The 14,946-nt window shown below is 54.5% G+C and carries 12 protein-coding genes; 3 read left to right on the top strand and 9 right to left on the bottom strand.

From position 1 onward, the window contains the following. The first annotated feature begins 11 nt into the window (after positions 1–11). Positions 12–689 carry a glutathione S-transferase family protein gene (locus GGE09_RS19075; RefSeq protein WP_309747781.1) on the top strand — a complete coding sequence of 226 codons (678 nt, stop codon included), beginning with the start codon at positions 12–14 and terminating at the stop codon, positions 687–689. A gap of 17 nt (positions 690–706) precedes the next feature. Further along, positions 707–2,176 carry an aldehyde dehydrogenase family protein gene (locus GGE09_RS19070; protein ID WP_309747780.1) on the top strand — a complete coding sequence of 490 codons (1,470 nt, stop codon included), beginning with the start codon at positions 707–709 and terminating at the stop codon, positions 2,174–2,176. 253 nt (positions 2,177–2,429) lie between these two features. Here the strand turns inward: GGE09_RS19070 and GGE09_RS19065 are convergent, their stop codons facing one another. From GGE09_RS19065 to GGE09_RS19055, 3 genes are all read right to left on the bottom strand, one after another. After that, the gene (locus GGE09_RS19065; RefSeq protein WP_309747779.1) at positions 2,430–3,959 is read right to left on the bottom strand and encodes a Fic family protein; all 1,530 of its coding nucleotides are present in this window, start codon (positions 3,957–3,959) and stop codon (positions 2,430–2,432) included. A 150-nt stretch (positions 3,960–4,109) separates the two neighbouring features. Beyond that, on the bottom strand, positions 4,110–4,826 hold the full coding sequence (locus GGE09_RS19060) for an SDR family oxidoreductase (RefSeq protein WP_309747778.1): 717 nt from the start codon (positions 4,824–4,826) through the stop codon (positions 4,110–4,112). Positions 4,827–4,897: 71 nt separating this feature from the next. Continuing rightward, the gene (locus tag GGE09_RS19055) at positions 4,898–5,854 is read right to left on the bottom strand and encodes a DJ-1/PfpI family protein (protein WP_309747777.1); all 957 of its coding nucleotides are present in this window, start codon (positions 5,852–5,854) and stop codon (positions 4,898–4,900) included. A gap of 84 nt (positions 5,855–5,938) precedes the next feature. Here GGE09_RS19055 and GGE09_RS19050 point away from each other — a divergent pair, with 84 nt between their 5' ends. Beyond that, positions 5,939–7,129 carry an MFS transporter gene (locus tag GGE09_RS19050; RefSeq protein WP_309747776.1) on the top strand — a complete coding sequence of 397 codons (1,191 nt, stop codon included), beginning with the start codon at positions 5,939–5,941 and terminating at the stop codon, positions 7,127–7,129. 232 nt (positions 7,130–7,361) lie between these two features. Here GGE09_RS19050 and GGE09_RS19045 read toward each other — a convergent pair whose 3' ends face one another. The 6 genes from GGE09_RS19045 to GGE09_RS19020 all read right to left on the bottom strand — a co-directional run bounded on the left by GGE09_RS19045 (position 7,362) and on the right by GGE09_RS19020 (position 14,900). Further along, complete coding sequence (locus tag GGE09_RS19045; protein WP_309747774.1) at positions 7,362–8,717, bottom strand: calcium-binding protein; 1,356 nt, start codon at positions 8,715–8,717, stop codon at positions 7,362–7,364. Between the two features lie 253 nt (positions 8,718–8,970). Then, on the bottom strand, positions 8,971–9,858 hold the full coding sequence (locus tag GGE09_RS19040; RefSeq protein ID WP_309747773.1) for a sugar kinase: 888 nt from the start codon (positions 9,856–9,858) through the stop codon (positions 8,971–8,973). A 50-nt stretch (positions 9,859–9,908) separates the two neighbouring features. Then, a complete protein-coding gene (locus tag GGE09_RS19035) occupies positions 9,909–10,916 on the bottom strand; it encodes a Gfo/Idh/MocA family oxidoreductase (RefSeq protein ID WP_309747772.1) in 1,008 nt (335 codons plus the stop codon). Further along, on the bottom strand, positions 10,916–11,953 hold the full coding sequence (locus tag GGE09_RS19030; RefSeq protein ID WP_309747771.1) for a Gfo/Idh/MocA family oxidoreductase: 1,038 nt from the start codon (positions 11,951–11,953) through the stop codon (positions 10,916–10,918). The genes GGE09_RS19035 and GGE09_RS19030 overlap by 1 nt, the downstream gene beginning before the upstream one ends. Positions 11,954–11,963: 10 nt before the next feature. Then, positions 11,964–13,805 (bottom strand): TRAP transporter large permease subunit, encoded by a 1,842-nt coding sequence (locus GGE09_RS19025; RefSeq protein WP_309747823.1) that lies wholly within the window; start codon positions 13,803–13,805, stop codon positions 11,964–11,966. Positions 13,806–13,874: 69 nt separating this feature from the next. Next, on the bottom strand, positions 13,875–14,900 hold the full coding sequence (locus GGE09_RS19020; protein WP_309747770.1) for a TRAP transporter substrate-binding protein: 1,026 nt from the start codon (positions 14,898–14,900) through the stop codon (positions 13,875–13,877). Positions 14,901–14,946 lie beyond the last annotated feature (46 nt).

Genomic DNA, 14,946 nt, shown 5'->3' with positions numbered 1-14,946 from the left:
AAGGACTCCCTATGACTTTGCCCCTAATTTTCAGTTATCCCGGCGTCTGTTCGCGGGTCACAATGACAGCCCTTGAAGAGATCGGCGCGCCCTATGAGGACCGCTGGATCGACATTATGGCACAGGCGCAATATGCGCCGGACTATCTGGCGATGAACCGCAAATCCAAAGTGCCTGCACTGGCGGTAGGGGCGAAAACCCTGACGGAAAACGCAGCGATCCTGCACTATCTGCATCTGGAAAATCCAACGGCAAAACTGTTGCCTCGGACAGGGCAAGCCATGGACGATGCGCAAGGGCTAAGCGATCTTATCTGGTGTGGCGGCATGCTGCACCCGATGGTGCGCCAGATACGGGCGCCGCACAAATGGACCACTGCGACGGACCCTGCGCAAACCGCCAATATCCGCACCGATGGTATCCAGAAACTGACCAAGGAATGCGACTATATAGAAAGCCGCCTGTCTGGTGGTACGTGGTGGTATGGGGCGGATTGGTCGATTGTGGACACCTATCTGTACTGGGTGGTGGATACGGCGAAAAAGGGCGGTTTTCCCGCGGATAATTTTCCTGCAATTGCCGAACACGCCAGCCGCGTGCGGGCGCGTCCGTCGTTTCAGCGGATGCTGGAACGGGAAATTTCCGCGTTGACCAGCGCAGGGCTTTCCATCGACCCCACTAGCCTTTGATCAGACCGGAGAAGATGATGACACATGCACCTGCGTTCCGCACAACCCACTTCATCAACGGCCAATGGTCGCCCGAAAGTGACAACACGTTTGACGACTGTAATCCTTTGACAGGCGAAGTGATTGCCAGCATCGCTGCGGGGGGCCGTGCGGAAGGGGATGCTGCGGTGGCCGCGGCCCATGCCGCCTTTCCTGCTTGGGCCGCCATGACCCCGGGAGAGCGCCAAAGCCTGTTTCTGAAAGCCGCCGACATTACCGAACGCCGCCATGATGACGCGGTGCATTTGATGGCGGTCGAGGCGGGTACCGCCCGTGCATTTGCGTCTTTTCAGGTGCGTCTTTCGGCCAATCTGATGCGGCAGGCCGCGTCTTGGGGCTATCTGCCCTACGGGGACTTGCTGAAAAGTGACACGCCTGGCCGAATGGCTATGGTGGCCCGCAAACCGCTGGGCGTGGTGGCGGGGTTCACCCCTTGGAACGGTGCGTTTTATCTGGGCTGGCGCACCTTTGTGCTGCCGATGGCTTTTGGCAACACGGTGGTAATCAAACCCTCGGAAGAGGCCCCTTTGTCGGCGGGTCTGTTACATGCTGAAATACTTGAAGAAGCCGGCTTTCCCGCTGGCAGTTTCAATGTTGTGACCCATGCGCCACGTCAGGCCGAACCGATTGCGGATGCGTTTTTCGAAAGCCGTGCGGTGCGCAGCATCAACTTCACCGGCTCGGATAAAACCGCACGAATACTTGGCGCGAGGGCTGGGCAGACGCTGAAGCGGATGGTGCTGGAATTGGGTGGATTCAACCCGATGATTATCTTGGCGGATGCGGATCTGGACGAAGCCGCCAAGGCGGTGAATTTCGGGGCGTTTTTCCATCAGGGTCAAATCTGTATGAACACCCGCAAAGTCTATGTGGCGCGCGAAATCCACGATGCGTTTCTGGATCGTCTGGCCGCGCGTACCAATAGCCTAAAGGCCGGCGATCCGCTGGAAGCGGGCGTCGTGATCGGCCCGCTGATCAATGACCGCGCGGTGGCCCAGACCAAGGAACGTCTGGCCGAAGCCCTATCAAAAGGCGCGCGTTTGGTGACGGGCGGCAGCTGTGACGGGCGGGTTTTCCAACCGACCATTCTGGCGAACGTCCCCCAAGATGTGCTGGCCACCCAAGGCTGCGACGAAACCTTCGGCCCGCTTTTGGTGGTCGAAGCTTTTGACGATCCTGAACAGGCGTTGGCCGATGCGCAAGACACGCCCTACGGGCTAAGTGCAGCGATCATGACAGGCAATGCGGCAAGGGGATTGGACATGGCGCAGCGGTTTGACACAGGCATCGTTCATGTGAATGGCGCAACCATGGCCGGCGAGGCCTCATTGCCCAATGGCGGGGTGAAGGATTCAGGTTGGGGGCGTTCGGGCCACTATGCGGTTGAGGATTTCACAGAAATCCGTCTGACAACCGTCACCAGCAAACCGGGACACTATCCGTTTTAGCGGCCTGTCAAACACGGGTAATGCGCCACACCGCAAACCCGTAAATTCAGTCGCCGCGTCAAAAGGAATGCCTTGACGCGGCGATGCTGTGAAACGCGGCGCGGGCACGGTGTGGACACGGTGCCTTTCTTAGACAGGTATTTCATATCTGGGCTTTGTCAGGTTGTATTTTATGATTAAACCCACAGATCTTGCGGTGAACGATTTTAGTAAGGTTGAACTTCTTAGGTCGGCGTAAGGCTTTAAGGCCTAGTTATTCCCCTGCATTCCGGTCCATTGTTTTTGTGATAAAGGCTGCAAAGGGTTCGATGTTTTCTTCAACGCTGGCGGTTTCCAAACTGGCCATATAGGCGTCGCGGTCATTGACGTGGATCACCGTCCAAGGCCGCCCCGCCGCAGCCATCATCACATTCATCAAGAAACGCGCCATGCGTCCGTTCCCGTCAATATAGGGATGGATGAAAACAAAAATTAAATGGCCTAGAACCACCCGCACGTTGGCATCCTGTTCCGCGCGCAGCAGTTCAAAGAAAACCGGCATACATTCGCGCACCGCTTCGACGCCCATTGGCACATGCTGGGATTGGCGGATGTAGACAGGGGAGTTGCGATATCCCGCCAGATGGGAGGCTTTCAAGATGCCCGCTGCCACGGATGGTGCGAATAAACTGCGATACCAATCACTGAGATCAGCTTCGACGCTTTCGCCCGCGTCCCTGCCTTGCAAAACGGTGCGCACAGTTTCGCGCACCCGCTGAAAGGCCTCCCAATAGCCCCGCGCGGCAAGGGTGTCCTTTAATGCGCGGTCTTGGGGATCATCGTCAGGGTTCCAGTTGCCGTGGCGCACCTTTTCAATCAGGTCTGGTGACACCCGATAGCCTTCGATCGACAGGGAATGATAGGCATCGGTCACATAGATGTCGTCCATCGCTTTCAGATAGATATCAGGGTCGTTTGAAAGAGGCTGGGCTGGGGGCATCAGTGCGATAACCTGCGCGCGCATCTTGTCCCATTTCAATCGGATGCGATGCACATGGGGTGATGTGACCCGACCTGCATGGGCCACTTTTATGGACTGCGCGAATGGATTGACCTCTCGGACGTCATGATCCGCAGCTTTCATTGCCGACAGGATTTCATCGGCAATTTTCGGGCTGCCAATGCTGCGAAACGCACCTGAAAGACGCCCGGCCGCGCGGGTGTGCCCGCCGTCCAGAAGTTTGGCCAGAAGAGCCGAAGCATCCGGAATAATCGCCAGTACTGTGCGGGCTTCGGTTGCATTGTTCTTGAAGAACGCCTCTGGGACAGTGATAAGCGCGTCTTCCAACGCAAACAGACGCAACCCGTCCTTCAGCGTCAAGGCTTCGCCGTTTGCAATTGTCGTGCGGCTTTCAAAGAGCGAGGTGTTGTGGGGGAAATCGGTGTTCTTGTTACCAGCCTTCAAAGCCCGCACCAAAAGCTGCCGTGGCACAGTTGTGTCGCCTGCGTGCAGCATCAAAGATTGTTCTGGGGATAAGGACCAATCCTCCCCGAAGCGTTCCGTCAGATACTGCGCGCAAAATCCCCAAAATGAGGTATACCAAGCCGTGCTTTCCCCCAGCCGTTCATCGGGGCGGGAGGGAATGTACCAGCCCTTAATAATTTCTTTAAGAAAGCCTGCTTTCATCAACCGCTCACGATGGGTCCGCGAAAGATCTGCCGAACGTATGGCGACTTGTCCTGAATCTTGCAGCGCATTCAGGGCTTCAAGGGCGTCGGCGAGCTTTTCAGATATTGTTGCCATATCGGGTTCAATTTTTATGGTATTGCGCTGATCATTATTTATCTTTTAGAGCTGTACATATATTATCTTATTATGTCGATCACTATTTATCTTATTGCGCGAACTTTGTTTTCCCAAAGATATGAATTGTGAAGATAATTCTTATTAAAATCACTCAATCACCAAAGAAGGGATGGTCACCGACGGGGGCAGGTTCAGAATAAAAAGGATCGCTTCAATCACCTCGCGGCAGCAAAGTTGATGGTCTGGCAGGGCAGGGGCGGTCCAGGCCGGATCAAGGGGCGAAAGGTTGTCAAAGTCGCCAGGGAAAACGGCAGTGACCCGGACATTTGTGTCCGCCAGTTCATCTGCCAAGCCTTGCACCAGTCCTGCCTGTGCGAATTTGGCGGCTTTGAACGGCACTGACACGCTATCCAATGGCAGGTTTAGCAATCCGCTGGTCGAAACCACCATGTGAATGTCGGCACTCTGTCTTGCGACAAGGTTTGGCAAAAGATGGCGGGTCAGGATCAACGACCCGATGGCCGCTGATCCGATGCAGGTTTCAATTTCAATGTCGCTAAGGTGCTCCATTGGGCCGGACAACCACATGGCACCGTTGTGGATCACGCCATCCAGATCAGGATGCGCGCGGGCTAAATGTTGACCCGCAGCAGAACAACTGTCCCGATCGGCAAGATCACAGACAACCGTTTCAAACTGCTGTCCGCTTCTTTGCAGGATTGCGTCTGCTGTGGTTTGAAGTGCTGGTTTTGCACGCCCTAGCAGAACAAGCTGCGCCCCTTCGTCGGCCATGATGATAGCCAGAGCAGCCCCAAGCCCGCGCCCGGCACCAGTAATGGCATATTTCCGTTTTGAAATTCGCATTTTGATATCCTGAAATGGTAAAACTGGCTCTTTGATACGAGTTCAAGTTAACTTGAGGTCAAGAACAAATTTCACGCAAACATATTGCGATAGTCGCTTAAATGAACGCCGAACCGCCGTTGGAATGCCCGCCGCATGCGCTGGAGGTCGCCAAAGCCGCTGTCAACCGCCACTTGTTTTAAGGGCTGTTTCCCTGACAGAAGACTGCGGGCGTGATCGACGCGTACTTTTTCCACGAACTGGGCAGGGGTTTCATTGGTGTCGCGCTTGAACCGTCGGGTTAGCGTGCGCGCATTCATCCCCGCCTCCTCCGCCAAAGCCTCAAGCGTCCAATCCAGATGCGGGGCTGCTACGATCTTTTCAATAAGCTGGGTCAGGACCTCTCCCTTTGCGAATTGCCCTGCCAGATGGAACGCATATTGGCTTTGCCCGCCCGTGCGCCGCAGTTGCACAACAAGTTCACGGGCAACTGAAAGGGCCACGCTGGACCCACAATCTACCTGAATAAGAGCAAGAGCCAGATCAATGCCCGTGGTAACACCAGCAGAGGTATGAAACTTGCCTTGGGTGATGCTGATGCGATCTAAGTCCCAAGAAACATTAGGGTAATTTCGGGTGTCTTCTGCCCGTGACCAATGTGTCGTTGCACGGATACCGTCCAGAACACCAGCCGCTGCCAAGACTAAAGCTCCAGAGCAAACCGAGATCAACCGTCCTTCAGACCTTGCGCGGTTCTGGATGATGTGATGCAGAGAGCTGTTGTCGATCAATGCATCAACGCCCTGCCCGCCGGGGATCAAAAGGTCAGCACCTTTGGCAGCAGGGGCGAGTTTGGCATCTGCAATCAGCCGCATCCCACACGATGCACGCACGGGCTGCCCGTCAAGGGATAGAAAACGGGTCTGGTATCGGTTGTGACCCCCGAAATTCGCAGCTTCAAAAGCCTGCACCGGCCCCGCTACGTCCAACAGGTTCACCCCGTCAAAGAGTAGGATATCAATTTTACGGGGGCCGATGGAGTTGTCCATTTTTGATACTCAATTGTCATTTTAGACATAAACGTTCGGCCCTATAGATGAATGTGTCAACCCTGACAAAGAGGAATTTAACAAATGCCAATTGCGATGTTCAGCAGAAACGGGAATTTTATCGGCCTGCTTCTGGCCAATACAATTCTTGGGTTTGCTATGCCAATGTTGCTTATTCTGGGTGGCTTGACCGGATTGCTCTTGGCTCCGAATACGGCGCTGGTCACGCTGCCCGCTTCGGTTCAAACGCTTGCCGGATTGTTAGCCGCCGCGCCTTTTTCGGTGCTGATGGGACGATTTGGTCGTAGGGCAGGCTTTGCCGGGGGCGGTATATTGGCGCTGATCGGCGCGGGGATTGGTGCTGTGGCCCTGATCACGGGCAGTTTCGCTTTGTTGTGCTTGGGGCATTTTATTCTTGGGGCAGCGTTATCCTCGTTCCAATATTTCCGCTTTGCTGCCGCCGAGGTGGTCAGCCCTGACTGGCAACCGGTTGCGATTTCGCTGATGCTGACCTCAGGCCTAGTGGCCGCTATCGGCGGGCCGCAGATATTTATCATGGCCAAAGACGCGCTTGCGCCGATTCCATTGGCGGGGGCTTATCTGGCCCTTATTGCTGTGATCTGTGTTGGATTGGGGCCGCTGGCACTGGTGCGAATCCCAAAGCCACCTGTGGCGAAAACTGGCCCGCGTGCCAGACGATTTGCGTCCTTTGCCGTGTTGCGGCGTGGACCGGTGCGGCGGGCCGTTGCCATCGCGGCGATTTCCCAAGGCGTGATGATTTTCATGATGATCCCGACACCGGTTGCGATGTTGGGCTGCGGGTTTAGCGAAACTGTCGCGGGCGATGTGATCCGCTGGCATGTGGTTGCAATGTTCGCCCCAAGTTTTGTGACGGGATTTTTAATCAAATGGTTGGGAACAGAGCGTATTGCGATGTCAGGCTTGGTGATCTTGGGCATTGCTGCACTTGCAGCCGTGGCGGGCCTGTCTTCGGCGCATTTTTACGGGTCGTTGATTTTACTTGGGGTCGGATGGAACTTTAGCTTCATCGGGGCCACAAACCTGTTGGCCACTGCGGTCACAGATACCGAGAAATCAGCGGTGCAGGGGGTGAATGACACGATCATCGCGCTTGTATCAACGGTTTGCGCTTTCGCGGCGGGATTGGTCGTTACAGGGCTTGGCTGGGCGGTTGTCGTCCTTGCGTCAATTGGCATCATAGGTCTGGCACTTTGCGCGCTTTTGGTGCGCAGGGCAGCACCTGCGCCCGTTTGAGGCGATCAGCACCAGCATTTCATATCGAACGTAACTTATGGAAAACTAAAAAGGACAGCAACGGCTTGGCCATGAATGGTGTTGCACAAAGCGATTAACTTGGCACGATTTCGGGTTTTGCAGCCAATCTGGATATTGAAATGCCTGATAGTATGATCAGGTTTGTGCTGAAAGGCGCTGACGTGATGAAACGCGCGGGCCTTGAAACCGGCCCGCGCGTTATTTCACTTAGTTAAAAGATGAAATCGTTCGCCGATAGATCGGTAATCGAGATATTCTCTAGGGTGATGGTATTGTCATCGTTGTCCGTGATAACGGCATCCCCGTCACCGTTTTCTGAAAGGTGATTGTTGTTCAGATCGCGGAAGTTTTTAATTTCGTTGATTGAAGACAGATCGATCTTTTCTCGCTTTCCAGCAGTTGAGAAGTCGGTGATGGTGTCGTCGCCAAAGTTGCCCTTAAAGACGAATTTGTCCGCGCCGCCATCCCCGTTCAGAATATCATTGCCGGTTCCGCCGTCCAATTTGTCACGGCCCTGACCACCAAAAAGCACGTCCCTGCCGCTTTGACCCAGCAAGTTGTCATTTCCACCTTCGCCTTCCAGCTCATTCCTGCCGCCGTTGCCAATGATCTTGTCGGCGGATTCTGAGCCGCGGACATCTTCGAAATTTTTCAGCTTGTCGCGGTCACCAAAACCGTCAATTGCAAAGCCTTTGGCCAAATTGACAGTTACCCCGTCTGTCCCGCCGTAGCGGTCGTCCCGATCGTAGCGAACCTCGTCGCGGCCGCCTGCGCCATTTAGCGTGTCGTCACCCTCCAGACCACGAATGATATTGCGGCTACCGTTGCCAATCAGACTGTCGGCAAAGGACGATCCACGCAGCATTTCAATGCTTTTCAAGGTGTCGGTCTTACCCCAGCCATCGGTTGCTGTGCCCGACTTCAGGTTGGCAGTAACGCCACCAGGGTCATGATTAAAGGCCACTTGGTCAAAGCCTTTGCCGCCAATGTAGACGTCTTTACCGTCAGAGCTAAAGAAGTAATCGTCGCCAATCCCGCCGTTCAGACGGTCCTGACCAGAGGTTCCGATAAACTCGTCCTCTTCGGTGGTGGTCGTACCATCAATTGCCAAAAATGAAATGGTAGAGCCCTGACCGAAAGCACCCGAGGGATCGGCAAGCCCGGTAATCGTGTCATCAAAAGCGTTCCAGTCCGCAGGCGTTGTCACAGCAGGAAGGGCAGGGCCATCCAGAACAAAATAATACTCTGTGTCGGAATTATTACCGGTTTCAAAGCTGGCAATCAAAATAACGCTTGTGCCCGCGGACCAAGTCACTTTGGCAATCAGCATATCGGAGTCCTGCACCGATGGTGCATTTTCCAAGTCCTGACCGTCAAACAACACCTGTACGATCTTGTCTTTGATATCGATGATGGCAATACCGTCACTGCTGCGGCCAGTAATCGTGTAAGAAAAATTTGCAGCAGATGTATTTGGAACAATGAGTGAGCCTTCACCAGGCCCTACGGCGGATGGATCGCCATTTACAAAATCTACTCGGGTTCCTGGAATCGTTAAGGTTGTCATGTGTCCCTCTTGAAAAATAAGTTGATCCCACCCAAAGCGATAGCGGGAATTTACAGATTTACCTTAAGACTTCGTTCCAGTTCTGCAAGAGAAAGGGTTGATCTATTCCCTTGATAAGGGTTCAATTTTTATTCTACCAATGATAGTGGTTCAGGCTGCCAAAGGTCTAAATCCATAGTGTGATAATTTATGCGGCGGCTCTGCGTTGCTTTGGTCTATTTAACATAAGTTATATTATGCGAGGTGGGTGACGTTAACGCCTCTTTACAATTGCGCCTCTTTTTCCAATGACCTCTAGGGCGCAGTTATGGCCCGTTTTTAGTGCCGTTGGAATATCCCCATTCTGTAGAAATTCCCCAAGAAACGCGCCGTTAAAACTGTCGCCAGCCGCTGTGGTGTCGATGACTGAAGCGGCTTTTTGATAGGGTTCGGAAATCACGATCCCCTTGTCCAAAGGCAAAGGCCCCGCAGCCCCCCGTTTCAACGCGCCGCAGGTGAGGCCCCAGCTATTCAAACGATTTAGGACCGCTTGTTCGCTGTTTTCCCCAAAAAGCGCCATTTCATCGTCCACGGACGGAAGCCCAATGTTAGTGCGCAGCCAAGCGGCTTTGATGGCGGATTGTGCCGTTGCAACATCGGGCCAAAGTTTCGGGCGATAATTTGAATCAAAAACAACTATTTTGTCAGAGGTGTCCAGCCAACTTAAAAATGCGGTTCTGATGTTTTCCGGCAGAATGGCCAGTGTGATCCCCGAGAAATAGATCACATCAAAGGGGGCAAGGCTGTCAAAGCCATCGGCAAACAACGCCCGCGCCGCTGAATTTTCGCGCCAATAAAGGAAAGAGCGCTCGCCGTCTGGTGCTGTGTCAATTGCATAAAGTCCGGGAATTAGGCTGGGATGTCGGGTAACGGCGTCAACCCCTACCCCCTCGGCGGAGATAAAATCTAACAAGCGATCAGAAAAACTGTCTACGCCCACCGTGGTAACATATGAAACCGCGTGTTTTATGCCAAGATTGCGGCGCAGATAGATGGCGGTGTTTAACGTGTCTCCGGCGAAATTGACACAGGGAGTGGCCCCGTCGAAAGACAGTTCGATCATGGCCTCGCCGATGCAGGCGATTTTTAAGGGGTCAGGCAAGTTAGGCTCCGCTCAAAGGGGGATAGGGTCTGTTCTGGGGGCCAAAGCTGTCAAAGCCGCGTGGCCATTGCTTGTGCTTGGATCGCCAGTTCGCAAACTCTGAAGGTGCGGGATTGCGGACAGGCGGTTTCAGATCGTGCGCTCATATCGACCAGAAGATCGTGGAAATACGGTAACGGGGCATCCGAACAGTCGATGTGTTTACAGTCGTCATTTGTCACTAAAAACAAATGATTATCGCCAGTACGACCGTCCACATCCACATATTTACGCAGCTCGATCGTGCCCTTTGTTCCCGTGATGAACAGACGTCCGTCCCCCCAATTGGGCAATGCATCGGCGGTATACCAATCAACGCGAATGAAACCCTGTGCGGTGCCAGATCGCAGTGCAAGAGTGCCGAAGTCTTCGAATTTCGGGTGATCTGGATTGGCATAATTCCCGACCGTAGCCAGTGTGATTTCGGCGTCTTCATTACCCGTCAGATGCAAAAATTGCTCAATCTGATGCGAAGCGATATCGGTTAAAATGCCGCCATAGCTGGCTGCATCAAAAAACCAGTCCGGACGGGTTGGTGCGTTCAAGCGGTGCGGGCCAAGACCTGTGGTGTGGATCACTTCGCCAATTGCACCCTCGGCCACCAGATTAGAGGCAACGGTGACGGCGGGGACTTCAAAGCGTTCAGAAAAATTAACCGACCAAATCCGCCCGGTTTCGCGCACAGCATCCCGCAATCGTGCGACTTCATCCAAGCTGATGCAGCCCGGTTTATCCACCATCACGTCCTTGCCCGCGTACATGGCTTTGATCGCCAAATCGGCCCGTTTATCCGGTCGGCAGGCAATCAAAACCAATTGGATGCTGGGATCGCTCAAGATCGTTTCCAAATCCTCTGCGCGGCGGACTTCGGGAAAGCGTTTTATGAAACCCTCTATGGGTTGGGGGTCGCCTTCGGTCCACCATCCGGCCAGTTCTGCCCCTGCGTCGATCATACCTTGGGACATGCCATAGATGTGGCGGTGATCCATCCCAAGGGCGGCGAAACGCGGCTTTTCCATCAATACTCTCCGACTTCGGTCGTTGTGCCTGATGCACCTGATCGGATCAGCGCATCAATCAGCGCGTGTACCCGCAAGGCTTCGCGTCCGGAAATACGCGGCGGGCGTTTGTCACGAATGGCGGTGGCAAAGTCTTCGATCAGATCGCGGTGCCAGTCACAGGGAAAGGCCATCGGATCGGCCCCGCCGCCTGTGCCTGAAACATCGCCCACAGTTTCGCTACGACCATCCCGCCACGTTACCGCCAGATGACCACCTTTCAACACTGCCGTTCCCAAGGTTCCATCCAGCACCAACCGTTCTTCTTCGCCCGGATAGGTGGCGGTGGTGGCTACCGCAGAACCGACTGCACCGCTGGCAAACTGGATGCCGCCCACCGCAAAGTCTTCGGTTTCCATTTGGTGCATGCGGGTTGTTGCGGTGAAAGCCTGTACCGATTTGGCGGGTCCAGTCAGGCTGAGCATCAGGTCAAGAACATGGATTGCCTGTGAAATCAGAACACCGCCCCCATCCCGCGCAAGCGTCCCACGCCCCGGAACATCGTAATACTCTTGGTCCCGCCACCACGGAATTTCGGCACGTATCAGCGCCAGTTCCCCCAATGCACCTTCGTCGATCAGGGTACGCAACCGCAGTGCAGCCTTGCGAAATCTGTGTTGAAAGACGATGCCAAGAAGAACGCCCTGTGCTTCGCATTCCGCCACAATATTCTGTGCAGCCTTTAATGTGCGTTCAATCGGCTTTTCCATCAGAACATGTTTGCCCGCAGCCGCCATTTTGCTGACGATCTCGGCCCGCTGGTTTGGCGGGGTTGCGATGATCACACCGTCCGTGTTCGGGTCCGCTGCGATGGCATCAAGGCTGTCAAACACTGGAAATCCGAACACCTGTTCCACCGCTTCTGCTTTGGCGCGGTTGCGGTTGTAGACGCCCGAAACGGTAACGCGGCCCCGAAGTTCGGCTAAAGCGTCGAGATGGGGTTTGGTGGCCATGCCAAGGCCGATCACGGCAAGGCGGGCAATTGGTTTATCTGTCATATCGCGTTCCTTAAGGACCGAACCACTGGATCGGCAGCAGAGTAATTTGCGGGATCATCGTCACCAGAATCAGCACGATCAGTTGTGCGCCGATAAAGGGAAGGATTGCCCGAAAGACCGAGGTTGAAGGTGCCCCGCCCACACGGGCTGTGGTAAAGACAAGAACCCCCAAAGGCGGTGTCAGCGCGCCGATGACAAGGTTCATCACCATGATAATCCCGAATTGCAGCGGATCGACACCAGCGGCAATAACCACGGGCACAAGAATGGGCACCAAGATCACCATGGCGGCAATCATTTCAATGAACAGACCCACAAAGATCAGGAACAGATTGATCAGCAGCAGCAGGAAGAATTTGTTGCCAGTCAGCGCCGCCAGCCATTCTGCGATCTTTTGTGGTGTTTGTTCAAAGGTCAGTATCCAAGCAAAAGGCGATGCAGCGGCGATAATGACGGCAACGGCAACTGTGTCTTCTACGGCCTCACGAAACGCTTCAGACAGGTTCGCGGCGGTCAGGCCACGATAGATAACGGCGCCGCAGAACAAGGCAAAGACAAAGGCCATCGCGCCCGCTTCGGTGGCTGTGAAAATACCAAAGCGCACACCGCCAACGATCATAACAGGCAGGCATAAAGCAGGGGTTGCCAGCCAGAAGGACCTCCAGCGCGTTGATCTGTTCGACCGCTCTTTGGTGCCGCCGAACCCTTTGCGCACGGAAAGGATCCAAGCCACAAAAGACAGCGCCAGCGCGACCATCAGGCCGGGTAAAATGGTTCCAACAAACAAGGCACCTACAGAAACAGAGGCAAGCGCCGCGTAGATAATCAGGCCAAGCCCCGGCGGGATCATATTCGCCAAGGTTGAGGATGCCGCTGTCAAAGCGCAGCTAAAGGAACGGCTATAACCGTGCTTTTCCATTTCGGGCACCAGCAGTTTAGCCGTGGCCGATGCATCCGCAGTAGACGAGCCAGACACCCCTGCCAGCATGACGTTTGTTACGATATTGGCCTGCGCCAGACCGCCGCGAAAATGGCCGACCAGATGATAGGCCAGATCCACGATCCGTACGGTAATCCCGCCCACATTCATCACCGCAGCGGCCAGAATAAAGAAAGGAATTGCCAGCAATGTGAATGAATTCAGTGCGCCCGACATGTTTTGCGTGATCGTAACCAGCATCAAAGGTGGCAGCGGGGTCAGACCTGCGAATGATCCAATGACCAGCGCATAGACTATTGGGACCTCCGCGAAGATCAGGAACATAGTCACAATCATCAGGATGGTTGTGCTGCTGGCCTCGCCAAATAATGCGCCGCCTGCTTCACGCAGGGCATAATACCCCACAAGCCCTACGATCAGGGTTGCAGCACCGCTCCACCAAGCAAATCCGCGCACAGGGGCGCTTAGGAATACCAGCCCGATTGCACCACCTACAGGAACCGCCATAAACAAATAGCGCAAAGGCACCCGCAAAGCGGGCATCACCTGCATGGCGCGGTTCATAAAATCAATGCCGTGAATCACAAGGATGATACAGGCGATCACGGTCATCACTTTCAGAAACAGCCCGTGGAACGCCTGTGTCTTAAGCGACATCTTTGGTACAAATAATGAAATTGCAATGTGACGATCGCGAAAGCTTAGCACCGCCATGCCAAGGAAAACGGCCCACACAAAACAGAACTGCGCAGCCTCCTCGGGCCAAGGCAATGAGGCGTTCAAAACATAGCGGCAAAACACCTGCAACACGACCACACAGGTTGCGCAAAGCATCAGCACAACTGCGATTGTTTCCAGCGTTTTATCAAGCATGCGATACAGGCGCGCTGGCGCGCTTCCTGTCGGGGTCACGTGGTCCAAAACTCTCTCCTCTTTGTTTTCTGCCCCGCAAATTGCCCTGCGGGGCAGAAACAAAACCAATTAACCAAGCGCGCGGATCTTTGCGATCATTGCGGCTGTTTCTGGGCTGGTGGCGCCGAACTCGTCAAACAGACCGGCGGATTTTTCTTCCCATTTGGCTTTTTCGGCGGCGGGGAACGGATTGACGATACACCCGGCGGATTTCAGATCTTCAAGCGCTTGATCCGCCCCTGCACGGTTAATGGTGCGCTGTTCTTCAAAGGCTTCTTTGGCTGACGCGCGGCACAATTCTTGCAGATCGGCAGGCAGGCTATCCAGCCAGGCCGCGTTCATGCGGATCGCTTTGGGCAGGAACCAGTGATAGGTCGGCAGGATGTATTTTGCCTGCTCGTGCCATTTGAACCCGAGAACCGAGAAGTAATCGGAATCCAGACCGTCAATCACACCTGTGGAAAGGGCTGAATATTGCTCTGAATAGGGCAGCGGTGTCGGGTTTGCGCCAAGGGTTTTCCAGAAATCCACCCAGATACGCACTTCGGGCACACGCAGTTTGACACCTTGCAGGCTGGCCAGATCTGTTACCGGAACTTTTGTCAGCAAGTGGCGGAAGCCGACTTCGCCGTAAGCAATAAATTCAACGCCGGTTTTTTCCCGTGCGATCTGGCTGATTTCACGCCCGATGTCACCTTGCAAAACGGCATCAACATGGGCTTCGTTTTTGTAGATAAAGCCGGGCGCACCTGCTGTTGCGGCGATTTCGGGGGCGATGGCTTCTTCACTGTCAGGGCCTGCGGCGGTGACTTGGATTGTTCCGATGCGGCTCATTTCAAGAAGCTGTGCTAGGCCACCCAACTGGCTGGCAGGAAAGTGCTGGGCATCAATGCGCCCTTCGCTGCGTTCGTTCAGCATGGTGGTCCATTTATCGAACGCATTGGTGAACGGTGACCCGATGGCTTCGGAGTGGGCAATTTTACAGACGAATTTATCCTGTGCCCAAGCGGTGCGCATCAATGCCGGTGTCGCAAGCGCTGCGGCCCCAAGTTGAAGCACGCTGCGGCGTGCGAAAGTAGTTTTAGTGGTTGTCATGTCTCTCTCCCTTGGTTTTTGCGCACCGGCGTAATGTCCGGTTCCA

Source organism: Roseobacter sp. N2S, assembly GCF_031454055.1.
Classification (GTDB): Bacteria; Pseudomonadota; Alphaproteobacteria; order Rhodobacterales; family Rhodobacteraceae; genus Amylibacter.
The sequence above is the reverse complement of the archived record's forward strand: the minus strand, read 5'-3'. Positions and strand labels throughout refer to the sequence as shown.

Bases quoted from the DNA above. Each gene is read 5' to 3' on its own strand.
- GGE09_RS19045 (WP_309747774.1), bottom strand. From the start codon at position 8,717: ATGACAACCTTAACGATTCCAGGAACCCGAGTAGATTTTGTAAATGGC.
- GGE09_RS19060 (WP_309747778.1), bottom strand. From the start codon at position 4,826: ATGCGAATTTCAAAACGGAAATATGCCATTACTGGTGCCGGGCGCGGG.
- GGE09_RS19065 (WP_309747779.1), bottom strand. From the start codon at position 3,959: ATGGCAACAATATCTGAAAAGCTCGCCGACGCCCTTGAAGCCCTGAAT.
- GGE09_RS19075 (WP_309747781.1), top strand. From the start codon at position 12: ATGACTTTGCCCCTAATTTTCAGTTATCCCGGCGTCTGTTCGCGGGTC.
- GGE09_RS19070 (WP_309747780.1), top strand. From the start codon at position 707: ATGACACATGCACCTGCGTTCCGCACAACCCACTTCATCAACGGCCAA.
- GGE09_RS19055 (WP_309747777.1), bottom strand. From the start codon at position 5,854: ATGGACAACTCCATCGGCCCCCGTAAAATTGATATCCTACTCTTTGAC.
- GGE09_RS19035 (WP_309747772.1), bottom strand. From the start codon at position 10,916: ATGGAAAAGCCGCGTTTCGCCGCCCTTGGGATGGATCACCGCCACATC.
- GGE09_RS19030 (WP_309747771.1), bottom strand. From the start codon at position 11,953: ATGACAGATAAACCAATTGCCCGCCTTGCCGTGATCGGCCTTGGCATG.
- GGE09_RS19020 (WP_309747770.1), bottom strand. From the start codon at position 14,900: ATGACAACCACTAAAACTACTTTCGCACGCCGCAGCGTGCTTCAACTT.
- GGE09_RS19050 (WP_309747776.1), top strand. From the start codon at position 5,939: ATGCCAATTGCGATGTTCAGCAGAAACGGGAATTTTATCGGCCTGCTT.